Below are 16633 nucleotides of genomic sequence, written 5' to 3'. Positions count from 1 at the left end.
CCCGGTTGCGGGGCAGGGGAGGGGATCCACCGGTTCCCGCGTTCCCCGTCGCTGTTGCCAACCGTCCTTCCAGCGGAGCGACGGGGATGCGGAAACCACCTTTTGCCATCCATTAACCAATTTCAAGACCTCCCGTCCACTTGTGGGGCGGGAATGGTGGCCCGTCCGGTTGTCATGTGTCCGGCCGGGCCGCCAACGACAGGACCGTCGGACGAGGATTCCCTGGACCACTCCCGTGACCGCATGGGACGACCCTTTCACGACGGTCCGTTCGTCGACGCCGTGGGCCGCTCAGGCGGCGACCGGACGCCCGCAAGGACGCGCGACTCCTTTTGAGACAGCAGTGATGAGATCCACCAACAGCGCGACACCGGCGGGCACGGGGTTCGAATCCCCGCCACGGCACGACCACGGGCCCACGGCCCGAAGGCACAACCAAAAGGAGAGACACCAGTGTGGAAGCAGCTGCTTGACGCCGGCACGCGGATCGACACGCTCGACGAGCTCGCGCCGGGCGACATCGTGTTCCTCGAGAACGAGGAACGCATGCTCGCGTTCACCGCGGCCACGATCGCCAGACGCAACGGCGTGACATGGCTGAGCGAATCCGGCGGGGTGCGACGCCAATGCGTGGGCGGGGCCAGCCGCTGGCAATTCGCATTCGCGATGAGAGACGAAAGGAACTACCGATGAACACCCATGACGACCTGCCCTGGCGCCACGTACGCCAATGGCCCGCACGCCACCACGGCACGCGCGGCCTGTGGCTGATCCTGATCACCCTCGCCGAGGGCTGGTGCGCCTGCTACGCGATCACCCACAGCCACCTGACCGGCAGCCCCCAATGGGCCATCACCCTGAGCGCCCTGCTCACCGTGATCCTGCCCATGGTCTGGCTCTGGCTCGTGTGCGAAAAGGAGGAAGGGGATGTGGATGACGCAGCCTGACGACTACGACCACCGGCCCGAATCCACCAGCCTGTTCGAATGGCCATTGAGCGCGGACGCCGAACGCATGAGCGCCGGCGAACTGCTCGACACCCTGTTCGACCCCATTCGCAGGCTCAACAGGGAGCCAGCCTGGCCCGTCACGATCCTGCCGCCACGATTCGGCGACGTGATCGTCGACAGGCAGCGACGAACGATCAGCGCCCTGTGCATGTGGAAACGCAAACCCGAACGCGCCAAGGAGGACTAATGGCAGGAGACACCGTCATCACGATCGTCGGCAACCTCACCGCCGACCCCGAACTGCGCACCATCCCCAGCGGCGCCACGGTCGCGAACTTCACCATCGCCAGCACGCCCCGCACCTACAACCGGCAGACCGGCCAATGGGAGGACGGCACCGCGCTGTTCCTGCGCTGCTCGGCATGGGACTCCACCCACACGCCGCTCGCCTCCAACATCGGCTCGTCGCTGGCCAAGGGCATGCGCGTGATCGCGCAGGGCCGACTGACCCAACGCTCCTACACCGCCAACGACGGCACCAATCGCACCGTGACCGAACTACGCGTGGACGAGATCGGCCCAGCCCTGTCCCGCAACAGCGCACGCGTGACCCGAAACGCCAACGACAACGGCCAGCCACACGGGTTCACCGGCGCGCCACGCAACCAGCCGCAGGACACCGACCCATGGGGCCAGCCCGTCGGCAACGGCGCGAACTACGGCAACCCCGACCCGGAACCGGACCCCGAATTCTAGAAAGGACAAACCAAGTGACACGCAAACGCAAACTCGTCCAGGACCAGCTCATCCCCGACGAGATCACCCCCGTCATGCTGCTCAAGCTCTCCAAGAAGGCCTCGACCCTCAAGGACTGCGCCGCCGCGTTCAGGATCGCCGTGGCCGGCATGCTCGAACTGCCAACCAAACAGGCATACATCCGCACCTACGGCAGCATCGACGCGGTCACCGAGGCCCTGTACGACGCCGACCAGCTCGCCCAGGGCATCATCGACGCCGGTTTCGCGATCGAAACGATGATCACGAAACCACTCAAAAGCCGCGAACTGATCATGCTCGACGACCTACGCCGCAGCCTCGAAACCGACACCGAACCCGACACGGGACAGACGCCCGGCAACGTCGACCCCACCACCGGGGAAATCCACTAGACGACACGGCCGCGCCCGTGGAAGGCCGGCGCGGCCCAACCATATTTCCAACAAAGAGAGTGATCGCAATGACATGGTTCATGGTCGACGACGGCATCTACGACGCCGTCGCATGCGAGGAACTGCCCCTCGCCGCCCTCGGCCTATGGGTGAAACTCGGCTCGTACGTAGGCCGGCAGAAGCGCGACGCCGCCTACGACGGCACCTTCACCAAGACCCGTATCCGCCAGTTCGGAGGCACCCCAAAACTCACCACGGCACTGATCGAGGCCGGCTTCCTGACCGAGGCCGACGAGCCGGGACGCTACCGGCTCATCGAATCGGCCAACCTGTGCAAGTTCGCCGGCGGCGCGGAACTCAGCCAGAAACGCGCCGCCGCGGGACGCAAGGGAGGTCGAAAATCCGGACAGGCACGACGAAGCAAAACCGAAGCAGACACCACGCACGACAACGAAGCAAATGCTTCAAGCAACAACGAAGCAATTGCTTCGGGAAAAATCGAAGCAAAGGGATACCTATCCGAACCTATCCCTATAACCACCCCCAACCCCTCCGGAACCAAAACCGAACCAGACCCTTCCGAACCAGACCCTTCCGGACCGGACCCGGCCGCGATCGACGCGGCTCTGAACGCCATCGAGGCCGTCTGGCCCAAACCCGGCGGCAGCCACGGCAAAACCCGTGACGCGTTCCTCCAGGCACTGGCCGGCGACGGCACCGGGCCCGTCAACCCCGGCCTGATCGTCCAAGCCGCCGAAACCTACGCCCGACAGACCCGCCACGGCGACACCCCGATCCGCTACGTGCCCCACCTGGCCAACTGGCTCGCCAAAGGCACATGGCGCCAGACCGCGCCACGGTCACGCGGCTACGAATGGGGCGGCATCAGCCGCGCATGGATCCACGAACACATCGAAACCCAGCTACCCGACGGAGCATTCACCACCAGCCTCGAACAAACGTTCTGGGCCAGCGTCAAAGGCGGCGAAACCCCCGACCAGGCAGCCAACAAAATCATCGACATCGCAACGAAAGGAACCGCATGAACGTCAGCGAAAGCCTCGACTGGAAACCCCTCGACTGGCAACACCTCGAACATCACCGCTACATCGCCAGAACCTGGAACAACACCATCATCGACGGCCACCTCACCGCACGCACCATCGGCCCCATGCTCGTCATGCGCGACCGAGACCTCCCCATCGACGTGATCATCACCAACCCCAACGGCAACACCCTCAGCCCCACATTCCGCAGCATCAACATCCTCAAGGAAACCGCATGACCAGCCAGCCCACCACCAACACCCGCCGCACCGTCCTCAACCGCGACGGCCACAAATGCATCATCTGCGAGCAGGAGATCGGCTCCCGCTGGAGCGGGTACAGCGTGCATCATCGTCGGCTGCGCAGTCACCCGTTCGCCCGGTTGCATGAGGCGGAGAATCTGGTGCCGTTGTGTGGCTCGGGCAGTGACGGCTGTCACGGCTGGGTGCACGCGCATACGGGTGCGGCGTACCGGTTGGGGTATCTGGTGCGCATGTGGGCCGATCCGGCCGGGGTGCCGGTGTACTACCGGCGTCATGGCTGGCAGCTGCTGACGGCGGATGGGCGGCGGATACCGTGCGCTCCGCCGGATGGCATGCCGGTCCGGATCGGGGACATCAAGGGTTTCGGCATGGAAGCCAAGTGAAAGGAATCAGTGAAATGAGCAATGAGAAGCATCTGCTGTTGTGGATGGATGTGGAGACCACGGGCCTGGATCCCGCTGCGGGGTGTCTGCTCGAGATCGGGCTGATGGTCACCAGCATGGACGGGGAACGGACACTGGGCAGTCTGCAGGAGGTGATCCACCCCTGTGACGGGGTTCGTGTCACGGGCGTGGACCAGCTGCGGGCGATCCGCATGCACATGGACAACAACCTGCTCGCCCAGGCGTTCGCCACGGCGACCAGCCTGAGCCAGGCGGCCGCTGACTGTGACGGTTTCATCCACGAGCCCGCCTGGGCGAGCGCGGTGCTGCATCCGGCCGGCACGAACCCGGACTTCGACCTGCGCTGGATCCGGGCCAAGCTCGCCGTCTACCGTCCAAGCCTGCTTGACGGGGTGTCCTACCGCAAGCTCGACCTGACCGGCCTGCGTCTCGCACAGCTCGCCTTGGGCCACGACCCCTACCCGCACCACCAGCCCGGCACCCACCGTGTCCACGACTGCCTGACCCGTGACCTCGCCGACTACCAGGCCATCATCGCCACCATGCACAAGGAGACCCTGCAATGAGCGCCCTCGTCACCCTGGCGCGCATCTACACGCGCCAGTCCCTCGCCCAGGCCATCACGGACGCAGCCAACACCCTGCCGCTCATCATCCCCGACACGAATACCATCCGCGCGCTCGCCGACCACGTGTACGAGCATGCCGGCATCCCGACCGACATCAGCCCGCTCCTCGAGACCGCCGATGAGTAACCTCGATGTCACCGACCCCGAGACCGCGGCATTCATTAACGAATGCCGCGGCCCGGAACGCCCGCCCCTGCCCGTATGCGCCAAATGCGGCCTACACGTCAAACTCCACGCCCGCAAACTCTGCCGCCCCTGCTACCTACACGAACCCGACGTCATGGCCAAATCCCGCGAGCGCAGCCGCCGATACCGGCAGGCCCACCGCGAGCAGCTGCGCGAACGGGACCGCCAATACCGTGCCGAACACCGCGAGCAGCTCTCCGACTACAACCGTCAGTACCGGGCCGCGCATCGCGAACAGCTTGCCGACTACGGCCGCCAATACCGTGCCGAACACAGCGAGCGCATCCGTGAACGAGAACGCGAATACCGACGCCGTCACCGCAAGGCCATCAACGCACGACGCAGGGAACGTCGCCGCCAAACACGAAAGGACCACTCATGACCACCGCAACTACCCTCGACCAGCCCATACCCGACTGGATGATCGACCTCGCGCTCGCCGCCTGCCGGGAACAGGACCTGACCGGACTATCCGCCGGCGAGGCATACGTCCTGGGCTGGCAGTCGGGCTGGCTCACCGCCCTCGACTGGACCCTCGCCCAGCTCAACACCACCAGCACGGGGGAGAGCGCATGATTGGCGAACACGTGGCCCGTATCATCCGCCGCTGGTGTCATGACGGCCTCACCATCGACGAAATCCAGGAAAACGTCCCGTTCGTCACTCACGACGACATCGTCGAACTCATCAGCACCAACGAACCACGAAAGAACCAGCAATGCCCCACCAGCACAATCACCGGCACTGCGCTCGCCGGCATGGAGGAATCATGAGCATCTACACCACACAGGACGAGGAGATCAGTCTGTCGAGCATCCTCCACGACTATAGCCATGCATGGTCCGGCGATCCTGACGACATCGACCTGCGCGCCCAGCGGTTCGCCCAATGGCTTGCCGAGCATGACAGGGAGCAGATGGCCCGAGCCTGGTTCATCGGCTGCAATGCCGGCATCCGCTGGGCCCAGGGCAACGCGGACCGGCCACTCGCCAACCCCTACGACACCGACACGGAGGAATCGTGCTGACCGGAACGCAGCGTCGCCTCATGGCCATCGCATGGGACGAGGGATACCACGCACACACCAGAACACATGGTCGGCCCCGACCGGACGGGCGCCCATCATCCGCCACGCAACCCCTACGACGGCACCAGCCCGGAGGAATCATGACCATTACCCTGCTGCTCGCCATCCTGCTCGTCGCACTGATCGGCCTGCCCACATGGCTGCTCGCCCGCATATGGAGTCCACAACCCGGACATCCCAAGCCCGACGACCTGATCGGCGCGCTCCTCCTCGTCATCGTCAGCGAGACCCTCATCGCCGGCATCCTGTACTCCTGCAACCAGCTCGCCCAATGGATCCTCTCCATATGACAAAGGCCCCGCACCCGACAGGGGAGCGAGGCCAGTGGAAACCGCAAACCACCAGTCTACCCCCGTCGGACAAGAGGAGCCACCATGCCGGAATGCCACTGCCACACCCCAATCACCACCTCATACACGCTCTGCCCCGCCTGCGAACTCCACCTCTGCCTACTCCTCCTCCAACTCGCCACCGACATCACCCCACTCCACAACAGCCTCGACGCCACACTCCACCCCGGAGGCCACCAACCCACCAGAATCCAAACCCCAACACCACCAACCCCCATCCGCCTCGACATCCTCGACCTACTCGACATTCTCGACGCCACCACCTACGCATGGCTCCGCCGACTCGACGGCACCAACCCACTCGACTGGACCCACGACCGACAGCCAGAAGACCTCACAGGCAGCCTCATCGCGCTCGCCGCGCACCCCAGGCTCGCCACGCACGTGGACGCGCCCTACCTGCTGCGCGAGACCATCCGGTTCGCCGACAAGGTAGACCGCATCCTCGACCCGCCCGAACAACGCCGGGAGATCGGACCATGCGAACAGTGCGCCACCATGCTCACCGCCGGCGAGCGCGACCAGTGGGTCACCTGTCCGGTGTGTGATCGGGAGCAGCGTGTGCTGACGGTCAAGCTGCGCAGGTTGGAGCGGTTGTGCTTCGATGATTCGAAGCGGGCCAGGCCTGCCATGGTGGCGCGCGCGTTCGGGGATGCAGGGATCGTGGTGCGGCGCAATACGATCAGCCAGTGGGTGCGGCGTGGCCGGATCGATGCGGACGATGCGGGACTGGTCGCGTACTGTGACGTGTACCGTCTGGTCATCGCCGGCATGGCCCAGCACGAGGGGGAGTGACGGCGAGGGACTTGCGCGAATCGTGACTGTCATCGATGATTGCAGTGGGAGAAGTGGGTCCAACAGGGTCCACACGAACCTCTCTTCCTTTTCTCTCGCAACAGCAAGGGGGGGCCGGCATAGGGAATGTGCCGGCCCCCTTGCTGTCGACCCCGCTTGTTTCCAGGAGGCCATGGCATGGCGGTGAAACGGTTCGATCCACGCAAGGCCAACGGCTATCGGCGCAGGAAGGAACAGGCAAGATGGCGAGCGAGCGGCGCGCCCTGCTACATATGTGGCCATCCCATCGACTACTCGATCCCATCCACCGAACCCATGGGCTTCGTGATCGACGAGACCATACCCATCGCCAGAGGAGGCCGAGTATGCCACGCCAACAGCGGGCCGGCACACCGATGGTGCAACGCGATCAAAGGAACCCGCTCGCTCGAATGGGCTCGCAATGAGGTCGCTCGACGTCTGCGCGGCGGTGCCACGACTCCACCCGCAAAACCCACCTCACTGCAATTCGACGCCAGCGACTGGTAGCCGACCCGGCCGGTATACCCTACCGGTCGGTAAAAAGGCCTCCTCGGGTGCAGGGCCTTTTTTTCCACGGACGTTTTTCCACAGGAGACCACCATGGCCAAGACCTCCTCGGGCGTTCGAGGAACCGTGTACAACGCCGCCAGATCCAACGACCGACGGCGGTTGCTGGTCGCGATGCGCAACAAGATCGCCACCGCGCTCGACGAAGGCGTTTCCGCACGCGACCTCGCGGCCCTGACCAAGCGACTGGACGACATCACCCGCGAAATCGAATCCATCGACGCGCGGGACAAGGCGAAGGAGAACCCCATTGTGCAGGCGTTCGGAATCGCGGACCAGCCGTTCGACCCCGATACCGGGAGCGAGTGAACTCGTCATCCCCGACGACATGGCCACGACCAGCGAACCATCCCTCAACGCGTTCGTCGAAGCGCTCGGCTTCGCCCTCGACCCATGGCAGCGAGCCATCAACCGACTCGCCCTCGCCAAACGCGCCGACGGCCTATGGGCCGCCCGCAACGTCGACATGAGCATCCCCCGCCAGACCGGCAAGACCTTCACCGCCGGATTCATCCCCTTCCACCGGTGCATCCGCAACCCCCGCTTCACCGCCATCTGGACCACCCACCACTTCAGCGTCACCCAGGACACGTTCCAGACCCTACGCGACATCGCCCTCATGGACGAAATGAACCCGTTCATCGACCCCGACCACGGCATCCACTCAGCCGCCGGCAAAGAGGCCATCTACTTCCGCAACGGCAGCCGCATCGCCTTCAAGGCACGAGAGAACGGAGCCATCCGAGGATTCAAAAAGGTAGGACTGCTCGTCCTCGACGAGGCACAACACCTGACCGACTCCGCCCTGGCCAGCGTGCTGCCCACCCAGAACCGAGCCGACAACCCCCAGACCTGGTACATGGGCACACCACCCGGACCCGACCAGCAGGGCGACGTATTCGCCCGACACCGGGCCAACGCACTCGCCGGCAGGTCCGCACGCACCCTGTACGTCGAGTTCTCGGCCGAACGCGGCACCGACCCGCTCGACCGCAACCAGTGGATGCGCGCCAACCCCAGCTACCCGCAGCACACCAGCGACGAAAGCATCCTGAACCTGTACGAGGAGCTCGCCCCGGACGACTTCCGCCGCGAATGCCTCGGCATCTGGGACGACGTCACGTTCCACTCCGCGATCGACCCGGACGCGTGGGCCGCAGGCATCGTCGAACGACGTGCCACCACCCCGAACGGGTGGACCGCGATCGGCGTGGACATGCCTCCCGACCGCTCCAGCCTCGCCATCGGCGCATGCCGCGCGTGGCCGGACGGGGTGGCCCACGTGGAACTGGCCATGTTCCGCGACACCAGACAGTACGGCACCGCCTGGGCCGTCGACTGGATCACGCAGCGCTGGCCGCGCATGGCCGCCGTCGTCATCGACGCGCAAAGCCCCGCGACCGTGCTCGTGCCCGACCTCAAACGCCGCGGCGTACAGGTCACGCTCACCGGGCCCACCGACATGGGACAGGCCGTCGGACGATTCCAGGACATGCTGCGCGACCGCAGACTCGCCCACCTCACGCAAGCGCCGCTCGACATGGCCGTGGGAGGCTGCACGCTGCGCCACATCGGCCAGTCCGGCGCCATGGGATGGAACAAACTCGGCAGCGACGTGGACATCAGCCCGCTGGTGGCCGTCACCCTCGCCCTGCACGGCGCCATGACCAGCAGACGCAGACCAGGACAAACGCAAAGGATGATACGACTGGCATGATCAGCTTCCCCACCACCATCAGCGGCCTGACCGGCAGCGAACAGCAGCTCTACCGGCGACTCCTGCGCCGCCTGTACCGCAAACGCAACCGCAACCGACTGCGCTCCACCTACTACAACGGACGCAACCAGCTGCACGACATCGGCTACAGCCTGCCCCCGGTCGCCAAGGACATCAGCATCGTGGTCGGCTGGCCAGAAAAGGCCATCGAGGGACTCGCCAACCGCGTACGCCTCGACGGCTTCATCGCCGACGACGGATCCACGCCGATCGACGCCATCAGCGAGCTGACCGACGCCAACGACGTCATCCAGCTCACCCAGAGCGTACATACCGACGCGTTCGTCCACTCATGCAGCTTCGTCGCCGTCCTGCAGGGAGACCCCGCGAACGGCGAGCCCGAGGCCATCATCCAGGAGTTCACCGCCGACACCGCAACCGGCGAATGGGACAAGCGACGCAAGCGACTCGCCACCGCGCTCCTGTTCGACGTCGACGACGAATACGAGCAGGTCAACGGCATCTACCTGATGGACTACGAGCACACCGTCACCATCGAACCCGACGAACACGGCTGGCACGTCGCCGACCGGTGGGACGAGGTGTCCGGACGCATCCCGTGCGAGCTGTTCGCCTACAAGCCCGACAGCCGCCGCCCATTCGGACGCAGCCGCATCAACCGCACCGTCATGAGCCTGACCGACTCGGCCGTGAGAACCTTCCTGCGCAGCGAGATCCAGGCCGAGCTCTATTCCGTTCCCGGCCGCTACTTCCTCGGCGTCAACGAGGACATGTTCACCGACGAGGACGGCAACCTCGTACCCAAATGGAAGATCATGCTCGACCAGGTCCTCGCCATCCCGCGAGACCAACTCACCGGGCAGATCCCGCAGGTCGGACAGTTCCAGCAGGCATCGTTCGAACCGCACCTCGCCCAATTGCGCCAGACCGCCACCATGTTCGCATCCGCAACCAGCCTTCCCCCGGACGCGATGGGCGTGCTCACCGACAACCCAAGCAGCGCCGAAGCCATCGACAAGGCCAGCAAGGAACTATGCCTGCTCGCCGAGAACTGCCACAACTGGTTCGGCCGACCATGGCAGCGCGTCATCGAACACGCTCAACGCATCAGCGGAGACGGACAGACCCAGACCCTGCTGCCCCAATGGCGCAACCCCAGCACCCCGTCCAAGGCCGCCGCCGCGGACCTCGCCGTCAAACTCGTCGGAGCGAACATCCTGCCCGCCGACAGCGAGGTCACCTGGGACATGCTCGACCTGACCGACCAGCAGCGGCGCATCCTACGCGGCGAAGCCCGACGCAAACGCGCCCAGACGGCAATCGACCAGCTAAGAGCCACGACCATGCAACAGATGCAGGAGGACACTGCCGGTGGAACTCAACGACCTGCAAGTGCCGAACCGACGGGAGGAACTCGAACGACAGCTTGACGCGGCCTATGACCGCTACAAGCGCGAACTTGCCAAACTGCAAAGGAATGGCGCGGCCGACATCGGCTCGATCTGGGACGACGACTTCACCTTCCCCGACGCCGAATCCCGCATCGAGGAGGCCCGTGCGACACTGGAACGCTACAGCGACCGCGCGAGCCAGCTCGCCAGCGACTACTACGACTCGATACGAGAGCTCTGGGGACAATACTCTGGCGTCGAACTGCCGGAATTCGACCGCGGCGACATGCTCGACCCGAACCGTGTCGTCTGGCAGCTCGCCGGCGGATTCAACCAGACCGACTATCCCGGACTCCACTATCAGGACGTGATCCCCGGCACCGACGGCAAGGTCCACAACAAGTACGGCAAGAGCATCGAGGAACTCTGGCCCAAGACCGACGACATGGCAGGCTACCAGTCATACATCGCACGCCTGGTCATGTCTGCCGGGCGTCTGACCCTCATGGACACGATCGGCCGAGATCCAACCCAGCCGCGCTGGGCGCGTGTGCCCAACGGGCCCACATGCGAGTTCTGCGTCATGCTCGCTTCCCGAGGCTGGGTGTACTGGACCGAGGACAGCGCCAGACTGGGTGGCAGCTTCCACAACGGTAACTGCGACTGCTCCGTCGTTCCCTCGTGGGGCGCCCAGAAGCTCAAGGGGTACGATCCCGACAGGCTCTATGAGCAATACCAGCAATGCGCCGACACCACGGCCAGGCTTGTCACCCGAGACGAATACCGGAAGTACGAGAAGGCGTACGTCCCGAAGAACGACGAGGACAGGCCACTCGAATACAAGGTGTGGAAACGCAACCGCATCCTCGCTGAGATGCGCACCCGCGACCGGCAATGGTTGTACGACGGCCGCCCTGCTTCCGTATCCTACGCGAGCACGAAGGCGAAAGCCGAGCTCAAAGCACATGAGAAACTGACTCGTGACGCTCTTGCCGCCAATGGCTTCACGATGTGGTTCCCGGAACGCAGCGATGAAGAAGGCGTCACGACCGCCGACTGTGTCATCAACGGAAAGACCGTGGATTTCAAGGCGCCAAAGGGCAACGGCAAGAACACCATCGACCAGTTGCTTCGTCATGCCGCCAAACAGGGCAAAGCTGCAGTAATCCACCTGCAGGAAGGCCGCGGCACCATGACCTCCGAACTCTGCGTTGAAAGCATCCGAAAATCGTTGGCGCGAAGGAAATTGGAGTACGTGCTGTTCATCGACTACGACGGATCCATCACCCGATTCGTCCAGGAATAGAAAATGGCTTCTCACACCCCAGAGCCAATAACGGGTTCGAGAGATAGAGAAGCCTTGACACTTTTAGTATACCAGACGGCAAGTCATTGTGACCTGTCGTCTTCGGCGGATTGCCAGAGCGGTCGAATGGGGCCGGTTGTAACCCGGCTGCGTCCTTGCCTCGCAGGTTCAAATCCTGCACCCGCCACTTCCGCGGACCCCGCACGCCGCGTCGCTAACCGTGCGCCATCACCAAGGAGAACCCATGCACAACAAGTTCCTGCAGTACCGGCTCCGTCGTCTGCGTCTCGCCGACACCGGCGGCGACGAAGGCAGCGGCTCCGAGCAGAGCCACGACGCCGGAGCTCAGAGCGAGCACAAGGACGACCAGTCCAAGGACTTCAGCCGCGCCCTGGCCAAACGCGCCGCCGAGATCGAGGCCAAGTACTCGGACTACGAGGAGCTGAAAGCCAAGGCCGCGAAATACGACGCGCAGGAAAGCGAGTCGAAGTCCGACCTCGACAGGCTCGGCGAACGTCTCGCCGCAATCGAGAAGGAACGCGACGAGCTGAAGGCCGCCGACGCCCATCGCACGCTCGTGGCCAAGATCGCCGCCGACACGGGACTGTCCACGGACATGGTCGCCCTACTGTCCGGCGACGACGAGGACACGCTGGCCGAGCAGGCCAGGAAGCTCTCCTCGCTGATGGAGAAGACCACGACGAGGCAGCGCGGCCCCAAGGCCGCCTCCCAGAACGGCAAACGCCCGCCCGAGGACGCGAAGTCCGCCATGGACATGCTGCGCGCCGCCTACGCCGACTAACCGACAACATCGAAAGGAAACCATCATGTCGCTCACCCTGGCCGAATCGGCCAAGCTGTCCACCGACGCCCTGCAGCGTGGCGTGCTCGAAACGTTCGTGCAGGAAAGCCCCGTGCTCGACCGCATCCCGTTCCTGAGCATCGAGGGCAACTCCTACGCGTACAACGAGGAGGCCACCCTGCCCGGCGTCGCGTTCCGCAACGTGAACGAGGCGTACGCGGAATCCACCGGCACCGTCAACCAGAAGAGCGAGAAGCTCGTCATCCTGGGCGGCGACGCCGACGTGGACCGCTTCATCCAGCAGACCCGCTCCAACCTCAACGACCAGCGCGCCACCCAGACCGCCATGAAGGTCAAGGCGATCTCCTACAAGTTCCAGCAGACGTTCTTCAACGGCGACACCGCCACCGACGCGAAGAGCTTCGACGGCCTGCGCAAGCGCCTGACCGGCAACCAGGTCATCAGCCCCGCAGCCGGCGGACTGAAGGTCCTGGGCAACGGCGGCACCGACGTGCACGCGTTCCTCGACAAGCTCGACGAGCTGCTCGCCGCGGTCAACGGCATCGGCCCGTCCAACGGCGCGATCTACATGAACCGCACGATCATGGGCAGGTTCCGCTCCGCGCTGCGCCACATCGGCTACGACACCACCCTCCAGCAGGACATCACCGGCAAGCGCACCCTCATGTGGAACGGCATCCCCGTGCTCGACGCCGGCACCGACACCGACGGCAGCATGGTCCTCGCCCAGAACGAGACCTTCGGCACCGGCGACACCGCTCCCAAGAACACGTCCAGCATCTACGCGGTCAAGTTCGGCGGCGACGAGGGAGACCAGGCCGTCACCGGCCTGACCAACGGAGGCGTCATGGTCGAGGACCTCGGCCAGCTGCAGGAGAAGCCCGCCTACCGCACCCGCGTCGAGTTCTACTGCGGTCTCGGCGTGTTCGGAGGCAAGGCCGCCGCCCGCCTGAACGGAGTGCTCAATGCCTAAGCCGACCGACGACGTGACCACCGACATCCTCGACGAGCCCACTGCCGCGCCGACGCCGCTGCCCGAACCGGAACCCGAGCCCGTGAATCCTCCCACAGGCGATCCCACGCCCGTGGAATCCGTCGTCGAGGGGCTGCGCGTGGAATCGTTCGAGGCCACGCGACCGGACGGCACACGAGTGCGCGTCGTCCGCGACATCGATACCGGGCGCCAGGACGTCGAGGAACTGCCGTGACCATCGAGCCGTTCGCCAGCGTGGACGAGCTCGAGGCCGGATGGCACACGCTGAACGACGAGGAACGCGCCCGCGCCCAAACGCTGCTGGCGCGGGCGTCGCGCATCATCAGAGCCGACTGCCCCCACTGGCAGCGGTACGAGATCCGCACTCCCGGCCTGTGCGCCGACACCTGCTGCGAGATGGTCAAACGCGCCATGCTCGCGGACCAGAACGGCGCACCGGCCGGCGTCAGCCAGATGAACACGACCACCGGACCGTTCACCGACGGGTACACGTTCGCCAACCCCATGGGCAACCTGTACATGCTCGACACCGAGAAACGACGACTCGGCGCCGGCGCGGGCCGGGCGTTCACCCTCACCATGTCCGGGAGCGGATCGTGAACACGGAGACCGTCACCTTCCAACGGCACGAGATCCGCATGGAGCACGGTCGGCGCGTCGCCGGCGAGCCGACCGAACTCGGCGCTCTGCGCGTGCTCGCCGCGCCCGGCACCTACGAACGGCAGACCGACACCGGGCTACTGGTGGTCTCCTCAGGCTACGACCTGTACCTGCGCGGCGCGCCCCCGTTCGACGTGCGCGTCGGGGACACGGCCGTGGTGCGCGGCGAGCCCCTGGCCATCACCCGCACGCCCGAGGACTGGCGGCGCGGAGACCGCCGCATCGGCGTCCAATACCACGTGGAAAGGAGCCTCGACACATGAAACCCGGCAAACTCGTCCTCGACAGGGCGGCAGTGTCCAAGGAGCTGCTGCACAACGCGCAGATCCTCGACAACGTCGAAGCCCAGTTCCGCGGAATGGCCACCGCGCACCGTGCCATCAAGGTGTACCGCAACGAGGATAGCAACCGCGGCAACGTCGTGGCCACCATCCCCAAGGCCATCGAGGACGCGCACCGCGGCACGCTGGCCGGATTCCCCGGAAGGCTGACCCTATGACCCCCGCGCTCACCGGCGTCGACCCGTCCGACATGATCCTCGGCGGGCTCTCCACCGCGCTGCCCGGCATCAGGTTCGGCTGGGACATGCCCGACGGACAACAGGCGAAGACACTGCTCACCCTGGATCCGGGGTCCATGACCACGCCCGCATCCCAGTACATGACGCTCACATTCAGCTGCTACGCGTTCCAGCCGGACGGCACCACCGACACGCCAACGGCCATGCGCATGTTCCGCCAGTGCACCCGATGGCTGCTCGCCCACCGCAAGACAAGCCCTCTCATCGACGCGAGTCTGCAGGCCGGCCCCACCATCAACCACGACACCCGACTGGGCGTCGACTACGCGTACGGGGCGGTCCTGCTCACCGTCGCCGCACGATAACCAAACCAATCGAAAGGAAACCCGATCATGGCAACCAGTCTGGAGGCGCAGCTGCTCGCGGCCGGCGCCACCGGCCTCGACTTCGTGTCCACCGGCAACAACAGCGACCTCGTCAAACTCATCAAGGAGGCCGCGATCTACAAGTTCGACGTGAACGAGACGCTCACGTTCGGACCGAACTGGCGTCCCGCCGACGGCAAGAAGCCATTCGGCTACTTCAGCGAGGACGGCATCGTCATCCACCCCGAATCCGGCGACAGCAACGACTTCAGCGCGCACAACGGCAACGTCGTCGTCTCCTGGAACGCCGGCGGCTACTGGACCATCCAGTTCACCGGCCTCGAATCCAAAAGGGAGGTCGTCGAGACCTACTTCGACGCCACCATCGGCGAGGACGGCGGCCTGACCATCAGCTCGGCCGAATGCAACCGGATCAGCCAGTACGTCGTCGCCGGCCTCACCCAGAGCGAGGACCTCATCCTCCTGCACGTCCCCAAGGCCAAGGTCAACGAACGCGAGGACATCACCTGGAACGTGAGCAACCTGCAGAACTTCGGCATGACCCTGCGCACCTACAAGGACAGCGCGCAAAGCCCGTACTTCATGAAGGCCTACGGCTTCGCGGCCGACTGAACCGGAAGGAACCACACATGGACAAGCAGTACACGCAGATCACCCCCGAACACATCACCGACGACATCGACCCCCGCCCCGTGCACATCCAGTATGGCAGCGTGAAGATGGACCTGCCCCGCCTCGACGACAGCAGGCAGATGCCCACAGCCGTCATGATCGCCGGCATGAGCGTCGCATCCAAGGGCTGGGACAACCTCGACGAGAACGAGCAGACCGGGTTCATGGCCGTGCTCCTCGCCTGGCTGTCCCGCGAATACCCGCGGTTCGAACGCGAGCTCGACACCAGGAGCGGCGACAAGATCAAGGACATCGGCCTCGTGTTCCAGGCATGGACGCAGGCCTCGAAGGCCGACCCAAAAGCCTGACCGTCCTGCACCTGTGGCTGGAGCACCGGGCCGCGCTCCAATACGACTGGCTCCACGCATGGGGCCGCCCGCTGGACCTCAAAGCCATGCCCCTGTACGCGGCATGGCCCATGCTCCAGCAGATCCTCATGGACCACTCCAGCCACAGCTACGCCGCACTGGCCGGATACGCGTGGATCCCCGATCCCGCCGACAAGTACATCCACGCCTACAACCAGGGCATGAGCAAGATACGGATCCGCCCACCCTGGCAGGCCAAACCCATGCGGGCCGACCCGGCCAAGCCGAAACGGCCGCATGACGAACGACTCAGACGCCGGCTCAAAACCCGTCTGGGCATAACCGAATAGCGAAAAACCGGAGGGAGCC

General features: G+C 65.0%; 31 protein-coding genes and 1 tRNA gene. All 32 read left to right on the top strand.

Annotated elements, in window-relative coordinates; genetic code table 11:
* Window positions 1-453 precede the first annotated feature (453 nt).
* Window positions 454-693, top strand: coding sequence for a hypothetical protein (locus tag D2E23_RS02075; protein ID WP_126029324.1), 240 nt, complete (start codon window positions 454-456; stop codon window positions 691-693).
* The gene (locus tag D2E23_RS02070; protein WP_126029323.1) at window positions 690-947 is read left to right on the top strand and encodes a hypothetical protein; all 258 of its coding nucleotides are present in this window, start codon (window positions 690-692) and stop codon (window positions 945-947) included. The genes D2E23_RS02075 and D2E23_RS02070 overlap by 4 nt, the downstream gene beginning before the upstream one ends.
* Window positions 934-1197 carry a hypothetical protein gene (locus tag D2E23_RS02065; protein WP_126029322.1) on the top strand — a complete coding sequence of 88 codons (264 nt, stop codon included), beginning with the start codon at window positions 934-936 and terminating at the stop codon, window positions 1195-1197. The genes D2E23_RS02070 and D2E23_RS02065 overlap by 14 nt, the downstream gene beginning before the upstream one ends.
* Window positions 1197-1706: a single-stranded DNA-binding protein gene (locus D2E23_RS02060; RefSeq protein ID WP_126029321.1), complete on the top strand. Its 510-nt coding sequence runs from the start codon at window positions 1197-1199 to the stop codon at window positions 1704-1706. Before D2E23_RS02065 ends, D2E23_RS02060 begins: the two co-directional genes overlap by 1 nt.
* Before the next feature lie 14 nt (window positions 1707-1720).
* Window positions 1721-2119 (top strand): hypothetical protein, encoded by a 399-nt coding sequence (locus tag D2E23_RS02055; protein ID WP_126029320.1) that lies wholly within the window; start codon window positions 1721-1723, stop codon window positions 2117-2119.
* 68 nt (window positions 2120-2187) lie between these two features.
* Complete coding sequence (locus D2E23_RS02050) at window positions 2188-3165, top strand: hypothetical protein (RefSeq protein ID WP_126029319.1); 978 nt, start codon at window positions 2188-2190, stop codon at window positions 3163-3165.
* Entirely contained in the window at window positions 3162-3404 is a 243-nt protein-coding gene (locus D2E23_RS02045) for a hypothetical protein (protein WP_126029318.1), read from the top strand. Before D2E23_RS02050 ends, D2E23_RS02045 begins: the two co-directional genes overlap by 4 nt.
* Window positions 3401-3811, top strand: a complete 411-nt coding sequence (locus D2E23_RS02040) for an HNH endonuclease (RefSeq protein ID WP_126029317.1) — start codon at window positions 3401-3403, stop codon at window positions 3809-3811. The genes D2E23_RS02045 and D2E23_RS02040 overlap by 4 nt, the downstream gene beginning before the upstream one ends.
* 14 nt (window positions 3812-3825) lie before the next feature.
* On the top strand, window positions 3826-4398 hold the full coding sequence (locus D2E23_RS02035; RefSeq protein ID WP_126029316.1) for a 3'-5' exonuclease family protein: 573 nt from the start codon (window positions 3826-3828) through the stop codon (window positions 4396-4398).
* Entirely contained in the window at window positions 4395-4586 is a 192-nt protein-coding gene (locus D2E23_RS02030) for a hypothetical protein (protein WP_126029315.1), read from the top strand. The genes D2E23_RS02035 and D2E23_RS02030 overlap by 4 nt, the downstream gene beginning before the upstream one ends.
* Window positions 4579-5028 carry a hypothetical protein gene (locus D2E23_RS02025; protein WP_126029314.1) on the top strand — a complete coding sequence of 150 codons (450 nt, stop codon included), beginning with the start codon at window positions 4579-4581 and terminating at the stop codon, window positions 5026-5028. The genes D2E23_RS02030 and D2E23_RS02025 overlap by 8 nt, the downstream gene beginning before the upstream one ends.
* Entirely contained in the window at window positions 5025-5222 is a 198-nt protein-coding gene (locus tag D2E23_RS02020) for a hypothetical protein (protein ID WP_126029313.1), read from the top strand. Before D2E23_RS02025 ends, D2E23_RS02020 begins: the two co-directional genes overlap by 4 nt.
* The gene (locus D2E23_RS02015; RefSeq protein ID WP_126029312.1) at window positions 5219-5419 is read left to right on the top strand and encodes a hypothetical protein; all 201 of its coding nucleotides are present in this window, start codon (window positions 5219-5221) and stop codon (window positions 5417-5419) included. Before D2E23_RS02020 ends, D2E23_RS02015 begins: the two co-directional genes overlap by 4 nt.
* On the top strand, window positions 5416-5673 hold the full coding sequence (locus D2E23_RS02010; RefSeq protein WP_126029311.1) for a hypothetical protein: 258 nt from the start codon (window positions 5416-5418) through the stop codon (window positions 5671-5673). Before D2E23_RS02015 ends, D2E23_RS02010 begins: the two co-directional genes overlap by 4 nt.
* Before the next feature lie 140 nt (window positions 5674-5813).
* Window positions 5814-6023: a hypothetical protein gene (locus D2E23_RS02005; RefSeq protein ID WP_126029310.1), complete on the top strand. Its 210-nt coding sequence runs from the start codon at window positions 5814-5816 to the stop codon at window positions 6021-6023.
* An 84-nt stretch (window positions 6024-6107) separates the two neighbouring features.
* Window positions 6108-6878 (top strand): hypothetical protein, encoded by a 771-nt coding sequence (locus D2E23_RS02000; protein WP_241227172.1) that lies wholly within the window; start codon window positions 6108-6110, stop codon window positions 6876-6878.
* 177 nt (window positions 6879-7055) lie between these two features.
* Window positions 7056-7406 (top strand): hypothetical protein, encoded by a 351-nt coding sequence (locus tag D2E23_RS01995; protein WP_126029309.1) that lies wholly within the window; start codon window positions 7056-7058, stop codon window positions 7404-7406.
* Window positions 7407-7499: 93 nt separating this feature from the next.
* Window positions 7500-7775: a hypothetical protein gene (locus D2E23_RS01990; protein WP_093959314.1), complete on the top strand. Its 276-nt coding sequence runs from the start codon at window positions 7500-7502 to the stop codon at window positions 7773-7775.
* A complete protein-coding gene (locus D2E23_RS01985; protein WP_241227171.1) occupies window positions 7717-9183 on the top strand; it encodes a terminase large subunit domain-containing protein in 1467 nt (488 codons plus the stop codon). Before D2E23_RS01990 ends, D2E23_RS01985 begins: the two co-directional genes overlap by 59 nt.
* Window positions 9180-10634: a phage portal protein gene (locus D2E23_RS01980; protein ID WP_126029307.1), complete on the top strand. Its 1455-nt coding sequence runs from the start codon at window positions 9180-9182 to the stop codon at window positions 10632-10634. The genes D2E23_RS01985 and D2E23_RS01980 overlap by 4 nt, the downstream gene beginning before the upstream one ends.
* Window positions 10576-11901, top strand: coding sequence for a VG15 protein (locus D2E23_RS01975; RefSeq protein ID WP_126029306.1), 1326 nt, complete (start codon window positions 10576-10578; stop codon window positions 11899-11901). The genes D2E23_RS01980 and D2E23_RS01975 overlap by 59 nt, the downstream gene beginning before the upstream one ends.
* 104 nt (window positions 11902-12005) lie before the next feature.
* Window positions 12006-12088: transfer RNA gene (locus tag D2E23_RS01970), tRNA-Tyr, on the top strand.
* A gap of 57 nt (window positions 12089-12145) precedes the next feature.
* Entirely contained in the window at window positions 12146-12703 is a 558-nt protein-coding gene (locus D2E23_RS01965) for a capsid assembly scaffolding protein Gp46 family protein (protein WP_126029305.1), read from the top strand.
* A 25-nt stretch (window positions 12704-12728) separates the two neighbouring features.
* The gene (locus D2E23_RS01960) at window positions 12729-13697 is read left to right on the top strand and encodes a major capsid protein (protein ID WP_126029304.1); all 969 of its coding nucleotides are present in this window, start codon (window positions 12729-12731) and stop codon (window positions 13695-13697) included.
* On the top strand, window positions 13690-13932 hold the full coding sequence (locus D2E23_RS01955) for a hypothetical protein (RefSeq protein ID WP_126029303.1): 243 nt from the start codon (window positions 13690-13692) through the stop codon (window positions 13930-13932). The genes D2E23_RS01960 and D2E23_RS01955 overlap by 8 nt, the downstream gene beginning before the upstream one ends.
* On the top strand, window positions 13929-14318 hold the full coding sequence (locus D2E23_RS01950) for a Gp19/Gp15/Gp42 family protein (protein ID WP_164520626.1): 390 nt from the start codon (window positions 13929-13931) through the stop codon (window positions 14316-14318). The genes D2E23_RS01955 and D2E23_RS01950 overlap by 4 nt, the downstream gene beginning before the upstream one ends.
* On the top strand, window positions 14315-14641 hold the full coding sequence (locus tag D2E23_RS01945) for a hypothetical protein (RefSeq protein WP_126029301.1): 327 nt from the start codon (window positions 14315-14317) through the stop codon (window positions 14639-14641). The genes D2E23_RS01950 and D2E23_RS01945 overlap by 4 nt, the downstream gene beginning before the upstream one ends.
* Entirely contained in the window at window positions 14638-14877 is a 240-nt protein-coding gene (locus D2E23_RS01940; protein WP_126029300.1) for a hypothetical protein, read from the top strand. Before D2E23_RS01945 ends, D2E23_RS01940 begins: the two co-directional genes overlap by 4 nt.
* On the top strand, window positions 14874-15263 hold the full coding sequence (locus D2E23_RS01935; RefSeq protein WP_126029299.1) for a hypothetical protein: 390 nt from the start codon (window positions 14874-14876) through the stop codon (window positions 15261-15263). The genes D2E23_RS01940 and D2E23_RS01935 overlap by 4 nt, the downstream gene beginning before the upstream one ends.
* A 27-nt stretch (window positions 15264-15290) precedes the next feature.
* Complete coding sequence (locus tag D2E23_RS01930; protein ID WP_126029298.1) at window positions 15291-15896, top strand: hypothetical protein; 606 nt, start codon at window positions 15291-15293, stop codon at window positions 15894-15896.
* A gap of 17 nt (window positions 15897-15913) precedes the next feature.
* Window positions 15914-16264: a hypothetical protein gene (locus D2E23_RS01925; RefSeq protein ID WP_126029297.1), complete on the top strand. Its 351-nt coding sequence runs from the start codon at window positions 15914-15916 to the stop codon at window positions 16262-16264.
* Window positions 16228-16614 carry a hypothetical protein gene (locus D2E23_RS01920; RefSeq protein ID WP_126029296.1) on the top strand — a complete coding sequence of 129 codons (387 nt, stop codon included), beginning with the start codon at window positions 16228-16230 and terminating at the stop codon, window positions 16612-16614. Before D2E23_RS01925 ends, D2E23_RS01920 begins: the two co-directional genes overlap by 37 nt.
* Window positions 16615-16633: the final 19 nt, after the last annotated feature.

The organism is Bifidobacterium callimiconis (genome assembly GCF_003952005.1).
Lineage (GTDB): Bacteria > Actinomycetota > Actinomycetes > Actinomycetales > Bifidobacteriaceae > Galliscardovia > Galliscardovia callimiconis.
Note: the sequence above shows the minus strand (reverse complement) of the source record. Positions and strands in the feature narration are given on the sequence as shown.

Excerpts from the sequence above, each read along its gene's own strand:
- D2E23_RS02070 (WP_126029323.1), top strand. The coding sequence starts at position 690 with ATGAACACCCATGACGACCTGCCCTGGCGCCACGTACGCCAATGGCCC.
- D2E23_RS02065 (WP_126029322.1), top strand. The coding sequence starts at position 934 with ATGACGCAGCCTGACGACTACGACCACCGGCCCGAATCCACCAGCCTG.
- D2E23_RS02060 (WP_126029321.1), top strand. The coding sequence starts at position 1,197 with ATGGCAGGAGACACCGTCATCACGATCGTCGGCAACCTCACCGCCGAC.
- D2E23_RS02050 (WP_126029319.1), top strand. The coding sequence starts at position 2,188 with ATGACATGGTTCATGGTCGACGACGGCATCTACGACGCCGTCGCATGC.
- D2E23_RS02045 (WP_126029318.1), top strand. The coding sequence starts at position 3,162 with ATGAACGTCAGCGAAAGCCTCGACTGGAAACCCCTCGACTGGCAACAC.
- D2E23_RS02040 (WP_126029317.1), top strand. The coding sequence starts at position 3,401 with ATGACCAGCCAGCCCACCACCAACACCCGCCGCACCGTCCTCAACCGC.
- D2E23_RS02035 (WP_126029316.1), top strand. The coding sequence starts at position 3,826 with ATGAGCAATGAGAAGCATCTGCTGTTGTGGATGGATGTGGAGACCACG.
- D2E23_RS02030 (WP_126029315.1), top strand. The coding sequence starts at position 4,395 with ATGAGCGCCCTCGTCACCCTGGCGCGCATCTACACGCGCCAGTCCCTC.
- D2E23_RS02025 (WP_126029314.1), top strand. The coding sequence starts at position 4,579 with ATGAGTAACCTCGATGTCACCGACCCCGAGACCGCGGCATTCATTAAC.
- D2E23_RS02020 (WP_126029313.1), top strand. The coding sequence starts at position 5,025 with ATGACCACCGCAACTACCCTCGACCAGCCCATACCCGACTGGATGATC.
- D2E23_RS02015 (WP_126029312.1), top strand. The coding sequence starts at position 5,219 with ATGATTGGCGAACACGTGGCCCGTATCATCCGCCGCTGGTGTCATGAC.
- D2E23_RS02010 (WP_126029311.1), top strand. The coding sequence starts at position 5,416 with ATGAGCATCTACACCACACAGGACGAGGAGATCAGTCTGTCGAGCATC.
- D2E23_RS02005 (WP_126029310.1), top strand. The coding sequence starts at position 5,814 with ATGACCATTACCCTGCTGCTCGCCATCCTGCTCGTCGCACTGATCGGC.
- D2E23_RS02000 (WP_241227172.1), top strand. The coding sequence starts at position 6,108 with ATGCCGGAATGCCACTGCCACACCCCAATCACCACCTCATACACGCTC.
- D2E23_RS01995 (WP_126029309.1), top strand. The coding sequence starts at position 7,056 with ATGGCGGTGAAACGGTTCGATCCACGCAAGGCCAACGGCTATCGGCGC.
- D2E23_RS01990 (WP_093959314.1), top strand. The coding sequence starts at position 7,500 with ATGGCCAAGACCTCCTCGGGCGTTCGAGGAACCGTGTACAACGCCGCC.
- D2E23_RS01980 (WP_126029307.1), top strand. The coding sequence starts at position 9,180 with ATGATCAGCTTCCCCACCACCATCAGCGGCCTGACCGGCAGCGAACAG.
- D2E23_RS01965 (WP_126029305.1), top strand. The coding sequence starts at position 12,146 with ATGCACAACAAGTTCCTGCAGTACCGGCTCCGTCGTCTGCGTCTCGCC.
- D2E23_RS01960 (WP_126029304.1), top strand. The coding sequence starts at position 12,729 with ATGTCGCTCACCCTGGCCGAATCGGCCAAGCTGTCCACCGACGCCCTG.
- D2E23_RS01955 (WP_126029303.1), top strand. The coding sequence starts at position 13,690 with ATGCCTAAGCCGACCGACGACGTGACCACCGACATCCTCGACGAGCCC.
- D2E23_RS01940 (WP_126029300.1), top strand. The coding sequence starts at position 14,638 with ATGAAACCCGGCAAACTCGTCCTCGACAGGGCGGCAGTGTCCAAGGAG.
- D2E23_RS01935 (WP_126029299.1), top strand. The coding sequence starts at position 14,874 with ATGACCCCCGCGCTCACCGGCGTCGACCCGTCCGACATGATCCTCGGC.
- D2E23_RS01930 (WP_126029298.1), top strand. The coding sequence starts at position 15,291 with ATGGCAACCAGTCTGGAGGCGCAGCTGCTCGCGGCCGGCGCCACCGGC.
- D2E23_RS01925 (WP_126029297.1), top strand. The coding sequence starts at position 15,914 with ATGGACAAGCAGTACACGCAGATCACCCCCGAACACATCACCGACGAC.
- D2E23_RS01920 (WP_126029296.1), top strand. The coding sequence starts at position 16,228 with ATGGACGCAGGCCTCGAAGGCCGACCCAAAAGCCTGACCGTCCTGCAC.